This is a genomic window from Enterococcus sp. MSG3299, assembly GCF_050555765.1.
GTDB lineage: Bacteria > Bacillota > Bacilli > Lactobacillales > Enterococcaceae > Enterococcus > Enterococcus faecalis.
Genome location: NZ_CP187869.1, coordinates 1,865,453 through 1,883,459, shown reverse-complemented (window position 1 = coordinate 1,883,459; position 18,007 = coordinate 1,865,453). Strand labels below are relative to the sequence as shown.

At 37.0% G+C, this 18,007-nt stretch carries 13 protein-coding genes and 1 riboswitch; of the genes, 12 read left to right on the top strand and 1 reads right to left on the bottom strand.

The annotated features are described in order from the left end of the window. Window positions 1-960, bottom strand: coding sequence for a Gfo/Idh/MocA family protein (locus IGL23_RS09145; RefSeq protein ID WP_033594500.1), 960 nt, complete (start codon window positions 958-960; stop codon window positions 1-3). Window positions 961-1,126: 166 nt separating this feature from the next. Between IGL23_RS09145 and IGL23_RS09140 the strand changes: the two genes are divergently transcribed. The 12 genes from IGL23_RS09140 (at window position 1,127) to clpB (ending at window position 17,996) form a co-directional block, all read left to right on the top strand. After that, the gene (locus IGL23_RS09140) at window positions 1,127-1,651 is read left to right on the top strand and encodes a hypothetical protein (RefSeq protein WP_002382789.1); all 525 of its coding nucleotides are present in this window, start codon (window positions 1,127-1,129) and stop codon (window positions 1,649-1,651) included. Window positions 1,652-1,710: 59 nt separating this feature from the next. Beyond that, window positions 1,711-1,890: a hypothetical protein gene (locus IGL23_RS09135; protein WP_033594511.1), complete on the top strand. Its 180-nt coding sequence runs from the start codon at window positions 1,711-1,713 to the stop codon at window positions 1,888-1,890. Between the two features lie 99 nt (window positions 1,891-1,989). Beyond that, complete coding sequence (locus tag IGL23_RS09130; RefSeq protein ID WP_002366997.1) at window positions 1,990-2,631, top strand: glycoside hydrolase family 73 protein; 642 nt, start codon at window positions 1,990-1,992, stop codon at window positions 2,629-2,631. A 19-nt stretch (window positions 2,632-2,650) separates the two neighbouring features. After that, on the top strand, window positions 2,651-3,337 hold the full coding sequence (locus IGL23_RS09125) for a hydrolase (RefSeq protein ID WP_002356802.1): 687 nt from the start codon (window positions 2,651-2,653) through the stop codon (window positions 3,335-3,337). 147 nt (window positions 3,338-3,484) lie between these two features. Further along, window positions 3,485-3,582, top strand: a riboswitch (purine riboswitch). Between the two features lie 154 nt (window positions 3,583-3,736). Continuing rightward, window positions 3,737-4,318 carry a xanthine phosphoribosyltransferase gene (locus IGL23_RS09120; protein ID WP_002356804.1) on the top strand — a complete coding sequence of 194 codons (582 nt, stop codon included), beginning with the start codon at window positions 3,737-3,739 and terminating at the stop codon, window positions 4,316-4,318. A gap of 2 nt (window positions 4,319-4,320) precedes the next feature. Beyond that, on the top strand, window positions 4,321-5,640 hold the full coding sequence (locus IGL23_RS09115) for a nucleobase:cation symporter-2 family protein (protein WP_002382793.1): 1,320 nt from the start codon (window positions 4,321-4,323) through the stop codon (window positions 5,638-5,640). A 327-nt stretch (window positions 5,641-5,967) separates the two neighbouring features. Further along, window positions 5,968-7,083 (top strand): 5-(carboxyamino)imidazole ribonucleotide synthase, encoded by a 1,116-nt coding sequence (purK, locus tag IGL23_RS09110; RefSeq protein ID WP_033594501.1) that lies wholly within the window; start codon window positions 5,968-5,970, stop codon window positions 7,081-7,083. 42 nt (window positions 7,084-7,125) lie between these two features. Continuing rightward, the gene (gene purB, locus IGL23_RS09105) at window positions 7,126-8,421 is read left to right on the top strand and encodes an adenylosuccinate lyase (RefSeq protein ID WP_033594502.1); all 1,296 of its coding nucleotides are present in this window, start codon (window positions 7,126-7,128) and stop codon (window positions 8,419-8,421) included. A 386-nt stretch (window positions 8,422-8,807) separates the two neighbouring features. Beyond that, window positions 8,808-9,869, top strand: coding sequence for a DUF916 and DUF3324 domain-containing protein (locus IGL23_RS09100; protein ID WP_033594512.1), 1,062 nt, complete (start codon window positions 8,808-8,810; stop codon window positions 9,867-9,869). A 30-nt stretch (window positions 9,870-9,899) separates the two neighbouring features. Next, a complete protein-coding gene (locus tag IGL23_RS09095) occupies window positions 9,900-14,543 on the top strand; it encodes an InlB B-repeat-containing protein (protein ID WP_033594503.1) in 4,644 nt (1,547 codons plus the stop codon). Between the two features lie 204 nt (window positions 14,544-14,747). Next, window positions 14,748-15,119: a DoxX family protein gene (locus IGL23_RS09090; RefSeq protein WP_002359784.1), complete on the top strand. Its 372-nt coding sequence runs from the start codon at window positions 14,748-14,750 to the stop codon at window positions 15,117-15,119. Between the two features lie 270 nt (window positions 15,120-15,389). Then, a complete protein-coding gene (clpB, locus tag IGL23_RS09085; protein ID WP_002368999.1) occupies window positions 15,390-17,996 on the top strand; it encodes an ATP-dependent chaperone ClpB in 2,607 nt (868 codons plus the stop codon). The last annotated feature ends 11 nt before the right edge of the window (window positions 17,997-18,007 follow it).

Genomic DNA, 18,007 nt, shown 5'->3' with positions numbered 1-18,007 from the left:
TTAATTCTGCCATAATTTTTGCATCTGGTCCAAAATATCAATGACTTCTGTCGTGAAAAATAAGGAGCGGTTGGGTTGAGTACCTTTGATTGCTTCAACCATATTGTAGATTTCATAATTCATGGCTTCAGCTGAGTACCCAGAAACGATGGTCTCAACCGTACCGTCATTGTAGTGAACGATTGCTTCATCTGCACGTGGATAATCTGTAATGGTAATATAGGCATCTTCAAAAGCAACAATTCCTTGCTTTGGCATTTTTGCTTGGAATGTTAATGAAATAGTCGCCAACTCATTTTCTTTATTCCGAAGCAATGTCACCGATTGTTCATCAACGCCAGTAGAGAAGGGAACCATGCTAGAAGCTAAAACGTCTGGCTGTGAGCTGAGAAACCAACGAGCAAACGAAACTGCATAAGTACCAATATCTAACAATGCGCCGCCTGCTAAGTCAGGATTAAAAAAGCGATTTTTAGGATCGGGTTTTTTGTAACTTCCAAATGGTGCTTGAATCATTTTTAACTGACCAAATTTGCCAGCATCCATCAAGCGACGTAATTCGTCGTATAGTGGCATATTAAAAATAGTCATGGCTTCTGCTAAAATAATGTCATTTTTTTCTGCAACTGCCAAGGCTTGTTTTAATTCTGCCGCGTTCATCGTAATAGCTTTTTCACACAACACATGTTTTCCGGCCTGGAGCGCTTTTAAAATGTGTTCAGTATGTTGTTTATTTGGCACTGCTATATAGACAACATCGATCGTTTCATCTGCTAGCAATTCTTCATAAGAACCATAGGCTTTAGGGATTGAATAATCAGCGGCAAATTGTTCTGCTTTAGTCAATGTCCGTGAAGCAACAGCTGCAAGTTGGCTAGTTTCTTGTTTAAACGTTGAAGCAAATTCGTGGGCAATCCCACCTAATCCTACGATGCCCCATTGATATAATTTTTTTGTCAAAAGAAGTCCTCCTAATCTATGCAATTTCTTCAAATCTTCTTCATTATTTATTATACTGTAAACAAGAGAAATTAGAAAACAAGGACAATTTTGTAAATATGATAAAATCCAGAGATAAAAAGATGCTTTTTTTAGAGAATTTCAGTAAAATAGAAAATGGAGGCGAATGATTATGCATCAAGTTTATGTAGATATTATTGTTGACGCAATTATTGAACAGTACCAAACAGAAGAAAATTTTTACTCCGCTTATCAAATTCAAGCAGCCGATTGGCAAGCTTGGAAAGAAGGCCAATTTGGTTTGGACAATGAAGTCATGCAAAAAATTAAGAATTTGTTTACGGATTATGAGTGGATGCTGACTCAAAAAATACTCCGCCAAACCATCTTATTTCCGGAAAAACGCAACCTAGCTGTTTCGGAATATAAACGGTTAAAAACAACAATTGCCAAAAAATGGTTACAATCTGATTTGGGCGTTGTAGAATTGATTCCTAACAATAAACAGGAACAAGAAATTGCTGCTGGTTATATTGATTTGAAAGTGACGCTGGCCTATGGCGAATGGGGTTTTGATGATATTATTACATTCCGGTTACCAGCTACGATTCAACGACAATTGGAAGGTTCAAAAGTTGAATTATTAGATTGGGTCAATGAAAATCTGATGGATACTTACGTAGGTGAATAACGAATAGGAAGGATGGTCTTTTGAAATACACAATTGCTGGGATTTTATCTGTGATTATTATGTTTGGTGCGGTAATTTTTGTCTTTTTTGGCAAAAAACCAGTTGAAGAATCTGTTCACACATCAACTGAAACAACAGTGAAATCAACCACTAAAATTTCTGAAAGTAGTACAGTTTCTTCAACTGCTACCACTGAATCAAGTACTGAAATCACGAGCGTAAGCAGTGATGAAAGTTGATAATTTTCTGTGAAAATGATACAATTATTCGGTTATAGTAACAAATGAAATCAATCACGAAAGTGAAAGATAGTGAAACATTTTATCGGAAAATAAAAGATGAAGTGGGGAATTAATGAAGTGAGCAACTATCAGAAAAAAAGAAAAAAGCAGCTGAATTTGCCAAAGTTATTCTTAGGCGTAGTTGTCGTCGGTTTGGCCTTTGTCTTTTCGTTATCTGTCCTTTCTGATTCAGATAAGGGACAAAGCGAGTCAGTCAATCGCCAAAATGAAAACATCTCAAAAGAAGAATTTGTTGCTGAAATCACACCGTATGCACGTGAATTACAAGAATCTTACGGGGTATTACCAAGTATTATTATGGGGCAAGCAGTTTTAGAATCAAATTTTGGACAAAGTCAATTAGCATCGAAATATAACAATCTTTTTGGGATTAAAGCATATGGCAATCAACCAAAAGTCAATTTAGAAACAAAAGAGTATGTCAATGAGGTCTGGATTACGATTCAGGGTGATTTTCGAGTTTATGACAATTGGGAAGAATCCATGCGAGATCATACCAAGTTATTTGTTGATGGGGTCGATTGGGATCCAAATTTATATGAAAAAGTCTTGTTAGCCAAAAATTATAAAGAGGCTGCACAAGCGCTTCAAGATGCTGGATACGCAACGGATCCTACATACGCTGATAAGATCATTCATGTAATTGAAGAATACAATTTAAATAAATACGACCGTTAAGCATGGAGGAACGATGACAATGAGCGAAAAGTGGATTCCAGAAATTATGACGCCGCTGAAACAAGATATTGTAAAAATGCCAGAGATTATTCGGCAAGCCAGTGGCATTAAAATTTTTGGCCGTAAAATAAAATCAATTATTTTTACGACAGATATTGCGATTATCCGCAATACGGATGCACAGGCAGTGATTGCTGTATATCCTTTTACACCGCATCCAGCGATTACAAAAGGCATTATTGAAGCAGCGGATATTCCTGTCTTTTCAGGAGTCGGCGGCGGTTTAACGCAAGGCATGCGTTCTGCTTATATGAGTTTATTTGCAGAAGCACAAGGCTCAATGGGTGTCGTTTTGAATGGTCCTACACCAATTGAAACAATTAAAATGGTGGATGAAGCAATCGATATTCCTATTATCAGCACAGTAACTTCTATTCATACGCCAATTGATGAAAAACTTGCGGCTGGCGTGGATATGATTAATATCAGTGCAGGAAAAGACACTGCAGCCACCGTACGCTATTTCCGTGGCAAGTATCCAGAATTACCGATTATTGCAACAGGAGGACCAACTGAATCGAGTATTCATGAAACCATTATCGCCGGAGCGAATGCTATTACATATACGCCCCCTAGTAACGGTGAATTATTCAGCAAAAAAATGAAAAAATATCGTGAACAAGAAAAAGCAACCGATGAAGAATAAAAAAACGCTTTGGCAGGATAGACTGCCAAAGCGTTTTTGACTATTTAATGTTCGCTTTTACGGAACAATGGAAGAATGAACCAATTATTTGAAAATTCTAATGAAAAAAAGTTGTTAAACCATTGAAAGTTAGAGATTTTTGTACTATCCTAGAGAAACATAGAAGCTTGTATAAGGTCAAAATACGGTTGACCGTCTCTACCCAGCACCGTAAATGCTGGTCTATAAGTGAAGAAGAGCGGATAGCCCTTTTTTGCTTTGGCAAAATGGGCTTTTTTCTTTTGTTAGAACGCGAATATAAATAGCACTTTGTTTTATTTCGTTCGTTTTTAACGAACCGTCCTTTCCTCAGGATGAGAACAAAGCATCTATCGAAAAATAAGTAAAGGAGTTCATATTGTGAAGGAATTAGTCGAACGTATTAAAAATGATGGCCGTGTATTAGGTGAAGGTGTTTTAAAAGTAGATAGTTTTATTACGCACCAAGTGGATCCAGAATTGATGGAGGCTATGGGTAATCGTTTTGCTGAGGTTTTCGCAGAAGCAGGCATTACCAAAGTAATTACAATTGAAGCATCAGGAATCGCTCCTGCCTTATACGCAGCGCAAAAATTAGGCGTGCCAATGATCTTCGCTCGTAAGGCAAAAAGTTTAACCATGGATGAAGAGCTTTTAACGGCTTCAGTTTATTCATTTACAAAACAAGTGACAAGTCAAATTTCCATTTCAAGAAAATTTTTATCTGATGCTGATAAAGTGTTGATTATTGATGACTTTTTAGCTAACGGACAAGCTGCCAAAGGATTGGTAGAATTATGCCAACAGGCTGGTGCAAAGGTTGAAGGAATTGGTATCGTAATTGAAAAATCATTCCAAGATGGTCGTCAGTTATTAGAAGACATGGGCTTAAATGTAGTCTCTTTAGCACGTATTGCTTCATTAAGTGAAGGAACGGTGACGTTTTTAGAGGAGGATGCATAATCTTGGAAACAAAACAATTGAATACACCACAACAGACGGAAACACCAAATGGGAAAGCCGCCGTTTTAGGATTGCAACATTTATTAGCGATGTATGCTGGAGCAGTTGCCGTACCTTTATTAATCGGAACCGGCTTGAATTTTGATTCGCAACAAATGACGTATTTGATTTCAATCGATATTTTTATGTGCGGCGTTGCGACACTTTTACAATTAACGGTGAATAAGTTTTTTGGGATTGGCTTGCCAGTCGTTTTAGGTTGTGCCATTCAAGCAGTTGCACCTTTAATCATGATTGGTACGAACAAAGGGGTTGGTGCCATTTACGGTTCAATTATTGCTTCGGGCATTTTTGTCGTTCTTATTGCAGGATTTTTCTCAAAAATTAAACGTCTATTTCCGCCTTTAGTCACCGGCACAGTCATTACAGTTATTGGTTTGACCTTAATTCCTGTTGCTGTTGAAAAAATGGGTGGCGGCTTAGCAACGGACAAAAGTTTTGGTGATCCTAAAAACTTGCTCCTCGCATTTGTAACAATTGCCTTAATCATTGTTGTGCAAGTTTGGGGACGTGGCTTTATCAAGTCAATTGCCGTGTTAATCGGCCTAGTCGGCGGCACAATTTTAGCTGCGTTTCTGGGATTAGTGGATTTATCTCCTGTTGGTCAAGCTACGTGGTTTCATTTTCCACAGCCATTTTATTTTGGCAAACCAACGTTTGATCTTTCTTCTATTGTGTTGATGATTATTATTTCAATTGTTAGTATGGTTGAATCAACAGGTGTTTATTTTGCCTTAGGAGATATTACAGGGAAGAAAATTGGCGAAGATGATTTACGTCGTGGGTATCATGCAGAAGGTTTAGCCGTCATTTTAGGGGGGATTTTTAATACGTTTCCTTATACAGGTTTCTCTCAAAATGTCGGGTTAGTTCAATTATCTGGGATCAAAACACGTCGACCAATTTATTTTTCTGCTTTTTTCTTAATTATTTTAGGCTTATTACCAAAAATTGGTGCGATGGCCCAAATTATCCCAGAGCCAGTTTTAGGCGGCGGAATGCTGGTTATGTTTGGAATGGTGGCTGTCCAAGGAATGCGCATGTTGTCAAAAGTTGACTACTCAAATGACAAAAATTTATTAATTATTGCCATCTCGATTGGCTTTGGTTTAGGCTTTAATATTATGCCGACGCTCTTTAATAAAGTACCAGAAACTGTTAGCATGTTTACTGGTAATGGAATTGTCATGAGCAGCATTACCGCAATTATTTTAAATCTTTTATTCAATGGTTTAAAAGAAACCTCAGAAAGTAACGAATAGTTTCAAAAAAGTATGATAGATAAGGTCAGGTGGCTTTTCTTTCATACTTTTTTGACCTCATCATCGTTTAGAAAAATTTAATGTTTTCATCCATTTGAAGAGAAAAAGAGAAAAAAGCTTGGTTACAAAGAGACGAGTAGTAAGTTACCGCTGTTTTATCCTAAAGTATGTTAATAAATTCTGATGAGAAAACCTAAGGGAAACACTGCTGGCACTTGAAGTTGAGCCTTTTTCCTTGTATCATGTAAAAAGAGCACTCTTAAAGGCTAGACTGCGACGAGAAACCGCAGAAGGATTTTAAGGATAAAACTGTGATGGAAAGTTGTGATGAACTTGGATAAACCACTATTACCTGGTCAAGTGATTGGTATCATTGGTGGCGGACATTTAGCAAAAATGATGGCCCTTAGTGCAAGAGAAATGGGGTTTCGAGTGGGTGTGCTAGATCCACAAATTGATTGTCCTGCTGCACAAGTTGCCGATTGGCAATTATTAGGAGCATATAATGATTCTGAAGCGTTAGAGAAATTGGCAAAACGTGCCCAAGTGATTACGTATGAATTTGAACATGCAGATGTTGATGCGTTAACAGCGATTCAACATTTAGCGAATATACCACAAGGAACAGACATTTTAGCGATTACGCAAGATCGCTTAATGGAAAAAAGTTTCCTGGAAGATAATAATATTGTGATTGCACCTTATGCAACGATTGTTAGTCCGACTGATATTCAAGAAGCAATTGATGGCATTGGTTATCCGTGTATCTTGAAGAATACGCGAGGGGAAGGTCGTTATGTACTACATAGTACTTCAGACTTAGCGCCATCCATGAATCTTCTGAGAGAAGGAACCTGTGTCTTGGAAGCTTGGATTCCTTACGAAAAAGAATTATCTGTTCTGATTTCTGGTAATGGTCGTGGCGAATTTGCGACATTTCCAGTTGTGGAAACAATTAAAAAAGAGCGTAAGCTACATGAAACGATTGCGCCAGCCCGAATTGATGAAGAAGTCAGTGGTGAGTTGCAACGAATTGCTAAGGTGATTGCTAAAGCAGTTGGTTTAGTCGGCACCCTTTCAATTGAAATGTTTTATACAGAAACAGGCGGGATTTATGTAAATAAAATTTTACCTCGTCCAGAAGATGCTGGGAATTTTTCAATAGATGCTTGTTCTTTTAGCCAATATGATACGCATATTCGTGGTTTATGTAATTGGCCAATGCCAACGATTCAACTGTTGTCTGAAGCAGTCACGGTCAATGTGCTTGGAAATGAGGCCTATGAAACGATGGACATTATTAATGAACATCCAGATTGGCATTTCCACTATTATGGCCACAGTGAAGCAAAAGCGCAACGAGCGATGGGGCATATTACTATATTAACCAAAGAAATCGATGAAACACTGGAAGAAATTAAAGAAACAAAGATTTGGTCGTAATTATTTTTCAAAAATTGAGGAGTAAAGAGGGGATAAGGTACAATGATTGATCGTTATACAAGACCCGAAATGGGCGCAATTTGGACAGATGAGAACCGCTACAAGGCATGGCTAGAAGTTGAAATTTTGGCGGATGAAGCTTGGGCAGAACTTGGCGAAATTCCTAAAGAAGATGTACAAAAAATCCGAGAAAATGCATCATTTGATGTTGCACGTATTTTAGAAATTGAAGCAGAAACACGTCATGATGTTGTCGCTTTTACTCGTGCCGTTTCAGAAACGCTTGGTGAAGAGCGAAAATGGGTGCACTATGGGTTAACCAGCACAGATGTTGTGGATACTGCCTATGGTTATCTATTGAAACAGGCGAATGATATTTTACGGAAAGATTTACAAACATTTACGGAGATTGTCGGAGCCAAAGCCAAAGAGTATAAACATACGGTCATGATGGGAAGAACGCATGGTGTTCATGCAGAACCTACTACATTTGGTTTGAAATTAGCGTTGTGGTATTCTGAAATGAAACGCAACATTGAACGTTTTGAACATGCAGCCAAAGGTGTCGAAGCGGGTAAAATCAGTGGAGCCGTAGGTACCTTTGCCAATATTTCACCATTTGTTGAAGAATATGTTTGCGAACATTTGGGGATCCGTGCTCAAGAGATTTCGACACAAGTTTTACCACGTGATTTACATGCAGAATATGTTTCTGCCATGGCATTAATTGCGACAAGTATTGAAAAATTTGCAACAGAAATTCGTGGTCTACAAAAATCAGAAACACGTGAAGTAGAAGAATTTTTTGCAAAAGGACAAAAAGGATCTTCGGCAATGCCGCATAAACGGAATCCAATTGGTTCTGAAAATATGACTGGTTTGGCACGTGTGATTCGTGGTCATGTCATTACTGCCTTTGAAAATGTGAGTTTATGGCATGAACGAGATATTTCTCACTCGTCTGCTGAACGGATTATTATTCCCGATACGACGATTTTGCTAAATTACATGTTGAATCGTTTTGGTAATATTGTCAAAAACTTAACGGTCTTCCCAGAAAATATGAAGCATAACATGGATGCGACCTATGGACTAATTTATAGCCAACGTGTCTTGTTAAAATTGATTGACCATGGCATGACACGTGAAGAAGCGTATGATCTGGTCCAACCAAAAACAGCTTACGCATGGGATCATCAAACGGCGTTCCGTCCGTTGCTAGATGCGGATGAAAAAATTACTTCTGTCTTATCAAAAGAAGAGCTAGATGATGCCTTTGATTACCATTATCATTTAAAAAATGTTGACACGATTTTTGAACGTGTTGGTTTAGGATAACAAGAAAGCGAGAAGAAGGATGATTCTTCTCGCTTTTCTCTTAGTTATTTTCAGAAAAATAATTGAAAATTATTCAGTAGAAAATAGTAAAAAAATCATTAAATTTTAGCAAACAAACATCAAAAGGTAAGTGACATTCACTTACCTTTTGATGTTTGTTTGCTATTTTACTAGTTGTACTTTGAATTTTAAAGGAGTTATTTTCATAAAATAATGAAATTTAAGCATTTTCATAGGCAAAAAGCACTATTAAACCTTTATAGGGGAAGAAAAAGTTATTTTTCAATTAATTGGTTTAAAAATTTAAAATTATTTTTTTTGTATCTTCAGCTATACTGAATTCATTAACGATAATTATTAAAGGAAGGGAGAAAAAGGTGGTTGAAATGAATTTGTCACAAGCCCTAAATAAGTCTATAGGGGATGGAATGAAAGTATTTAGCTATCTCTGTTTTATAATTATTTATTATCTAATCTTCTTACATTTCGAAGTTACTTTAGCTCAACAACCTGAGTCAAAGTCGCTAGCGGGTTTCACGGTTGAAAGTGTGATACCAGATAATCAGCTAGATAAGAATCAAACTTATTTTTATTTAGGTGTTCAGCCAAGTAGTCAGCAGATTGTTCAAGTGAAAATCAGAAGTTTGCAAAAAGAGTCCGTAACTGTCGCTTTAAGTATTCATGATGCAGTGAACGGAACGGATGGACAGATTGATTATACGCAGACGAGCCCCAAACTAGATTCTAGTTTGACGAATTCCATCACACAAATTGTTCATTTGCAAAATAAGGAAGCTACGGTCACTGTAAAAAACTTTGAAGAAAAAATAGTAAATTATGAAATTAGAACTCCTAAAGAGCCATTTTTGGGAGTTAAATTAGGTGCATTACGATTTGTCAAACAACTAGAGGATGAATCATTAACAACTAATCAATTTACATCAACCTATGCTTATACTATTTCAATCATGCTGACAGAAGATAAACAGCCATTTGATGAAGGAGCAGAATTGAAACTAAAAAAAGTTGATACAACGATCAGCGGTGGCCTACCTGTTGTTCAAGCAACATTCCAAAATCGACAACCAAAAGTTATGAAAGGAGCGACAATTACCAACTGGTTAACCAAAAAAGGTCAGCCAAAAGAGTTACTAAAAAAAGTACAAGCAGATGTGTCAGTGGCACCTAATTCATTATTAGCTATGGATCTACCTTTGAATGAAGTTGTCCTGCCAGCGGGAACTTATACTGTTCACAGCCAAGTAAGTGTTGGTAATCAAGAATGGCAGTGGCGAAAAGATTTTATGCTCACACAAACGCAAATAAAACAATGGTCGGCTAGTACAGCTTCAGCAAAAAGGCAACCGCTTTTGTTAATAGGTCTTAGCGCATTGTGTCTTGTTACAATTAGCGTTTATTTTTATTTTAGAAAGAGTAGAACAAAATAAAGGAATAAAAAGGAAAAGAAGGTGTTGGTTATGAATAAGAAAATGATTTCTCTTATTTGTGTCATAGTTATATTATTAGGCACGATGATTTTACCAATTAATGGCTTAGCTGAGGGGTCTAAGCCGACAACAGTAACGAGTGAAATGCAACAAATTGTTGAAGAGTCATTACCTAAGCTATCAGAGCCACCAAAAAAAACGACAGAAACAACAGATTCTTCATCTGAAAAAACACAAGCTACTGAAGCAACGAAAAAAGTAGAAACTGTTTCTTTTACTTGGACGCAACAAGAACCAGAACGGCAAGTGAGTGCAGGCTCGGATTTTTATGTAAAAATAACTAGCAATGTAACCTGGGCGGAAATACAATTACCTCAGGAAATTCAATATAATCCCCAAAAAAATCAACAATTGAAGGAGCATAGTTCCTATAATCAAGAACAACACAGCTTGGTTTTAAGAGACTTAGCTCAGTTGGGGGAGAGCTACTTGCTGTTAACGACAACAAAAGCAGGAACTTTCAGCTTGTCAGTCAAAGACAAAAATCAAAAAGAATTGGCTAATAATTTAGAAGTGACGGTTGCTAAAGAACCAATACCAGAGCCTCAAAAGCCACAGGAGCATAGTGAGCAGAAGCAAACGAAGGAAAATAAAAAAAGCAACCCCGACGATAAGTCTAAAAACATTGACGCCAAAGCGAATGGGATTACGGTCGGTTTGACTGCTCCTGCCACTTATCGCACGTATACCGACTCTACGACAGGAACAGCACCAGATTACTTAACGATTTCTATGCCAGTTTCCATCAGTCAAGCGGGACTCATTGGTACTTCGATTGAGCTTCCTTATGGCTTTTATCCAAGTAAAAGCGACCCCGTTTTTAAAAACTTTGATAATACAGCACCCATTTTTTCGTTGGTAACCCCTAGTACGCCTAGCGCTAATTCAATTGTGGCGTCGTATGTAAATGACACGACCAATAAAAAGTTGATTATTCGTTTGAAACAAACCAAGACAACATTAGAGACGATTAATTTACGTTTTAAATTTAATAATGTCTATAATGCCAAAATTCCACCTGAACAAATTGTATGGAATAATCTCCAAGCGAAGGTATTTGATAATATAGGTACACAAATCGCAAGTTCAGCGGCGAATAAAATCGTAAAAACTAATGTGGGTTCTGCCGCTTCAGTAGTAAGTTCTGTCTATGGGGTTCCTAGTAACAACAGTTATTTTGACGGTGATATTTTTATGTCAAATGGTTATCAGTTTAATTATTTAGCTAGAGCGAATTTAGATCCTAATTATGATCATCAAGTGTATGTTGAAATTCCAACGGGAGCTACATTAAAGGGAACTTTAGCCAATCGATTATTAAAAACAGGGCTCACAAATGTACAAGACCCTAGTGTGCCAGTTGGTTACACTAGGTACTATCAGAAATTAGTAACTCTCTCTCCAAACGTTTTAGAAAACCCAGCAACGCTTGTTGATTTATACTATCGCGATACAAGAGTTACTTTGAATAAAATTTATGCAGAAGGAAGTGCTTTTTCCATAAATTTTGGAATGAAGGTAAAATTTATGAATGGAAAAATAAATACTCTCACAACTAAGAAAAGTTATATAAAGCGTTCTAGACCAGATTTTCAATTGTCAGGAACAGGATATCATCATAGTGTTGTGGGATCTACTAGCACAGTTAATAACTTAAACGATTTAGCGAAAGCTGGAAATTTTTACGCTTTTGGTATCGATACATTTGGTCGATCTTCTACTATTAAGAATACTGGAGCTAAAGCAATTGAAGGGGTAACATACAAATTACAAGAATTAACTGCAGGATCAGCTAAAGGAAACTTTGCTAATCTATATATTTATGGTCTTACTGATGGAGTGAACGCACCAGCCTATTACCGACCTTGGTTTCAGATAAAAAATGCTGTAACTGGAACGAGTCGCTCTGTTTGGAGTGCTACACCAGCTAAGACTGGTAATTTTGGTCCAGCTTTGCCGACTTTAGCGGCCAATGAGTATATTGCCACCATTAATATTATTCCCATGGGAACCGATGGCAAAACCGCCAATTCGCTACCTCCAGGTAATGGGATGGGATTTAGATATCAGATCAAAAGTTGGCCTACTGGAAAGTGGCCAGATGGAACCGCGCTTTCTAAGAAGTCGAATCCAATCACTTTTGGAGCCACCATGCAGTACAAAGATGCAACTGGCACTCCTACAGAGCTTAAATTAAGCAATAATGTAGTATATTATAATAAAGGAGTAGCATTACATGCTAGTGCTAGCTTCACCAGTGTTAATAGTCAAAACAAACTACCAGGAGACACGATTAACTATGAAATAATCGGGAGAAATAATAGCTACTATGGAAACTCTTCTTGGGGGGATTGGGAGAATCCCATTATTACAATTAAAGTGCCCAAACAGTTACGATTAAAAGCTACTACGAAAAAAGATTTTATTGATGATAGTAATCAAGTTACCTATCCAGCTTCGGTGACTGTTGAAACGTTACCTATAAATGATACAACTTACAATTATTATCGTTTTAAGACATCCAGCACGGCTTATAAATCTAAAGTAGCAAGAGAGAGTAGTATATTCAGAATTCCTTTAGAATTTGTAGTTGATAATTCAGCCACTTCTGGGAATTATCAGATTCCTTATATCGCATATAGTAGTCCTAAGTCAGCTGATTTCTTTACTGGTGTGCCTGCTCAATTAGATGCTACAGAGGCTAAGAAAATCGGTTTAGACAACACGAATGAAAATAGCTACGCAATGAAGTCATCTACTACTAACACCAGCTTCTCTGTCGTAGATTCTTCTAAGTTAGATAGCGCAACAAACGCTCGTGGATCAGCAACGCAATCTTGGTCTAGTAGTAATATTTTTGCGGTGGAAAGTAAAGGAACACCGCAAATGCAAACAGTGATTAAAAATTCAGGAAATACCAATTTCACAAGCGTTCGATTATATAACATATTACCTTCTGCTAGTGATGGTCGTGGTTCAACAGGAAGTATCGGTTTTACAAATTTGACCAATAATAGTGGAACAGCCAAAATTTACTATACAACTAAGCCTGTCTCACAATTACCTAGTTATACTAACAATGATTTACAAGCATGGAATGCCACTAAATTAACTAGTTTAGGTTTCACAACAACCAAACCCGCTAACTCTGCTTTAATCACAGCAATCTATGTCGATTTTGGAGCCACTACAATCAAACCAGGTGAGACATTAGATGCGATTATGAACTTTTTAGTGCCGGAAGCGGAAAATCAAAAAGCGATTAACCAATTTCAATATTCTGCCAAAGAAGCCAAAGCGGGAGCAACTTTAACGGCAGTCAGTAACAAAATTACCTTTAGTACGGAGTTTGCTCAAGTAGCATATGAACAAAATTTACCAAACGTTATCGTGCCAGGAAGTGGTGTGAAAGGTCTACCTTCTCCGCAAACGATTCAGTTAGATGTGAATGATGCAGGAAAAATTGTCATTCCAACAACAAAACCAACGCTTAGTGGTTATACTTTTGTAGAATGGCAAGATGTTGCAACGACAACCAAAAAATATCAACCTGGTGCAACGATCAGCTTTACGTCTACTTCAACTACTACAAAAATAACACTGAAAGCTATTTGGAAACCTATCTCAGTGAATGTGACTTTTAATGCCAATGGGGGCTCGGGTGGTACAGCAGCTAAAGCATATACTTTTGGTACAGTGATTAATTTAAGTACTGTTGCGAAGCCAACAAGGACGGGTTACACTTTCCAAGGTTGGGCTGCAACAGCCAACGCCGCAACCCCAAATATTACAACAAATCCTCTTGTTAATTATGCCTCAGCTAAGACCTATTATGCTGTTTGGAAGGGGAATGCGTATACCGTAAAGTTTGATGCGAATGGGGGAACGGGTACCATGCCTAACGCTAGCTTTATTTATGGAACAGGCAAACCATTACCAGCCAACACCTTTACAAAAGAGAGTAATACGTTCCTTGGGTGGTCGAAGACACGGACAAGTGCAGTTGTATATACGGATAAACAAATAATTTCGACATTAACTGCTACTAACAATGGGACTGTAACGTTATATGCGAAATGGAGTGGGCAACGACCAGTATTGATGGGGACACCAAGTACGTTTGATTTTGGCAAACAAACTATTTTGCCAATGGCAAAAAATTACGGATTAAATTCAGCAAACTATGTAGGAAGTCCCGAATTACAACAAGCTGGTTTTAAGTTACGTCTAGAAGATAATCGACCAATCAGCACAGGTTGGAAATTAAACGTTAGTTTATCTGAATTTAAAGATAGTACTGGTACATCTTTACCACAAGGAGAAGGGATTACCTTGAACTTTGCGAACACTCAACTTCAAAAAGTTCAATATGCTAATACAGCTGTGGAATCAGTAACTAATAGTTTTACCAATGGACCGACGTTAGGTTCTCAAGCTTTTCGATCGGGTGCAACAGCCCAATCAATAATAACAGCAACTGGAACGCAAGGAAGTGGAACTTGGCAACTATATTTTCCTTTTGAAGAGATAAAATTAACTGTGCCTGCAAATGTAGGAGAAATATCAAAAGTATATCAATCTACAGTAACCTGGTCATTGGACGATGTAGTCTAATCTTAGTATGTTTCACTTGAAAGGAAAGTTAATTGTATTAAGAAAAAATGTTTCCGAAGAAAAAATATAAGTTTTACAGTAACATTAAAAAACAAACGTATTGTTAAATACGTTTGTTTTTTTCTATACTTTTTTCGATTTATCCTTTATAATGTAACTTAAATAGTTACATTAACTATTTAATGCAAACAAAGGAGGAGAAGTATGGATAAACAACAGCGAGGCATTCAAGTGATTAGAATTTGGCTAGGGGTGACGATGCTAATTCATGGAGTGATGAAAGTAACGTCATTGGAAGATACTTTAGCGTTTTTTGCTAGTATTGGTTTGCCAAGTCTTTTTGTTTATGGTGTAGCAGCAATTGAATTAATTGGTGGATTATTTATGATTATTGGCTTTTTAATTCCTTTGGTATCAGTAGGATTCATAGCAGTTTTAGTCGGAGCTATTTTTTCTTTTGGTTTGGCAAGTGGTTTTAGTGGTTATGAGTACGAATTATTTTTAGCGATAACCAGTTTGGCTATTTTGGTTAGCTATGCCGATAAAAAGTATCTTACGTTAAAACTTTATTTTTAATAAATCAAAGCAATAAAGAGTTGGTCAAACTAGTTGTGATTGCGAAAAAAGCCCTAAAACAGTGATATTTAGTTGTTTTAGGTTTTTTTTATCAAAAAGGTCAAAAAAGGTCAATTTATTTATTGACCTTTACTGACCAATGGGGTATAATAAATTTATAAGGTTTACGAATACCTTAACTTTTGAAGAAATCCATCAAAAGTCGGATAATAATAATTGTAAAGAATGTTAAAATAAAAAAGACAAAATAATAAACGGGAGGGATCGTTTATGAATATTGAAAAAATGACAACCACGCTTCAAGAGGCGATTGCTGAAGCTCAAAAAGTTGCGGTGACACGGCAACATCAAGAAATTGATATCGCACATTTATGGAAAATTTTTCTTCAACCAAACCATTTTGGACGTAATTTTTACACAGATGCTGGTTTAGATGTTGACGCATTTGAACGAGAAGTAGATAACGCGTTAGATGAATATCCAAGTGTGGCAGGCGGTAATGTACAATATGGTCAAAATTTAAGTCAAAATTTGTTCCATTTATTGCAAGAAGCTGATTCACTTCGAGAAGAATTCCAAGATGAATTTTTATCAACCGAAATTGTACTTTTAGCTTTAATGAAATTGAAAAATTATCGTTTAACAAAATATTTAATGCAACAAGGCATTACGGAAAAAGAGTTAAGAAAAAATATTGAAGAGATGAGAGGAGGAGATCGTGTGACTTCTCAAAACCAGGAAGAACAATATAAAGCACTAGAAAAATACGGTGTTGACTTAGTACAACAAGTAAAAGCAGGAAAACAAGATCCAATCATTGGTCGTGACGAAGAAATTCGTGACGTTATTCGGATTTTATCAAGAAAAACTAAAAATAATCCAGTCTTAATTGGTGAACCAGGTGTTGGTAAAACAGCGATTGTTGAAGGATTAGCACAACGAATCGTTCGTAAAGATGTTCCCGAAAACTTAAAAGATAAAACCATTTTTTCTTTAGATATGGGTGCCTTAATTGCGGGAGCAAAATTCCGTGGCGAATTTGAAGAACGGTTAAAAGCTGTTTTAAAAGAAGTGAAAAAAAGTGATGGCAAAATCATTTTATTCATTGATGAAATTCATAATATCGTCGGAGCTGGTAAAACTGAAGGCAGTATGGACGCCGGGAATTTATTAAAACCGATGCTAGCACGTGGTGAATTGCATTTAATCGGTGCCACAACGCTTGATGAATATCGCCAATATATGGAAAAAGATAAAGCCTTAGAACGTCGTTTCCAAAAAGTATTAGTCAAAGAACCAACAGTAGAAGATACAATTTCTATTTTGCGTGGCTTAAAAGAACGATTTGAAATTCACCACGGCGTGAATATTCATGACAATGCTTTAGTTGCTGCCGCTACTTTATCCGATCGCTATATTACTGATCGTTTCTTACCAGATAAAGCGATTGACTTAGTCGATGAAGCAAGCGCAACGATTCGAGTGGAAATGAATTCGATGCCAACAGAGCTCGATCAAGTAACACGTCGGTTAATGCAACTAGAAATTGAAGAAGCGGCCTTGAAAAAAGAATCAGATGATGCAAGTAAAAAACGGTTAGCCAACTTGCAAGAAGAATTAGCAGATTTGCGTGAAGAAGCCAACTCAATGAAAATGCAATGGGAAACGGAAAAAGAAGAAGTTAATGCGGTTTCCAATAAACGTGCAGAGATTGATAAAGCAAAACACGAATTAGAAGATGCTGAAAATAATTATGATTTAGAACGTGCTGCTGTTTTGCGTCATGGAACAATTCCGCAATTAGAACATGAATTGAAAAAATTGGAAGAAAAGAACGCTAAAGATAACGTCAAAATGGTACAAGAATCGGTTACTGAAAACGAAATTGCGCAAGTGGTCGGTCGTTTAACCGGCATTCCTGTGACAAAATTAGTTGAAGGCGAACGAGAAAAATTAATGAAACTGAATGAAACATTACACAAACGTGTGATTGGTCAAGATGAAGCCGTCGATGCTGTTAGTGATGCGGTGATTCGTTCAAGAGCAGGCTTACAAGATCCAAATCGCCCACTCGGTTCGTTCCTTTTCTTAGGACCAACTGGTGTTGGTAAAACAGAACTTGCTAAAGCTTTAGCTGAAGATTTGTTTGATTCTGAAGATCATATGGTACGGATTGACATGAGTGAATACATGGAAAAACATGCCGTGTCTCGTTTGGTTGGTGCCCCTCCAGGCTATGTTGGTTATGAAGAAGGTGGCCAGTTAACAGAAGCTGTTCGTCGAAACCCTTATACAATTGTCTTATTAGACGAAATTGAAAAAGCGCACCCAGATGTCTTTAATATCTTATTACAAGTTTTAGATGATGGTCGTTTGACAGATTCTAAAGGTCGGGTCGTTGATTTTAAAAATACAGTTTTAATTATGACAAGTAACATCGGCTCTCAGCTTTTATTGGAAGGTGTGACACCTGAAGGAACAATTCCAGAAGAAGTTGAAAATCAAGTCATGAATATTCTAAAAGGACACTTTAAACCAGAGTTCTTAAACAGAATTGATGATACTATTTTATTTACACCATTGAGCTTGGATAATGTGAAAGGAATCATTGGTAAAATGACCGCACAACTTGCTCATCGTTTAGAGCAACAAGAAATTGTGTTGGAAATCACTGATGAAGCTAAAACATGGATTGCTGAAAATGGGTATGAGCCAGCTTATGGAGCTCGTCCGTTAAAACGTTTCATTACTCGTGAAGTCGAAACACCATTAGCAAAAGAAATTGTTTCTGGTCGAGTAATGCCAAAAACAAAAGTCACGATTAGTCTATTAGACAATCAATTAGTTTTTGAAAATGAACCGATAGAAGAAGTATAAAAAAAGAACGA

Coding starts and splice junctions, on each gene's coding strand:
- IGL23_RS09140 (WP_002382789.1), top strand. CDS start 1,127: ATGATTATGCATCAAGTTTATGTAGATATTATTGTTGACGCAATTATT.
- IGL23_RS09135 (WP_033594511.1), top strand. CDS start 1,711: ATGTTTGGTGCGGTAATTTTTGTCTTTTTTGGCAAAAAACCAGTTGAA.
- IGL23_RS09130 (WP_002366997.1), top strand. CDS start 1,990: ATGAAGTGGGGAATTAATGAAGTGAGCAACTATCAGAAAAAAAGAAAA.
- IGL23_RS09125 (WP_002356802.1), top strand. CDS start 2,651: ATGAGCGAAAAGTGGATTCCAGAAATTATGACGCCGCTGAAACAAGAT.
- purK (WP_033594501.1), top strand. CDS start 5,968: ATGAACTTGGATAAACCACTATTACCTGGTCAAGTGATTGGTATCATT.
- purB (WP_033594502.1), top strand. CDS start 7,126: ATGATTGATCGTTATACAAGACCCGAAATGGGCGCAATTTGGACAGAT.
- IGL23_RS09100 (WP_033594512.1), top strand. CDS start 8,808: ATGAATTTGTCACAAGCCCTAAATAAGTCTATAGGGGATGGAATGAAA.
- IGL23_RS09095 (WP_033594503.1), top strand. CDS start 9,900: ATGAATAAGAAAATGATTTCTCTTATTTGTGTCATAGTTATATTATTA.
- IGL23_RS09090 (WP_002359784.1), top strand. CDS start 14,748: ATGGATAAACAACAGCGAGGCATTCAAGTGATTAGAATTTGGCTAGGG.
- clpB (WP_002368999.1), top strand. CDS start 15,390: ATGAATATTGAAAAAATGACAACCACGCTTCAAGAGGCGATTGCTGAA.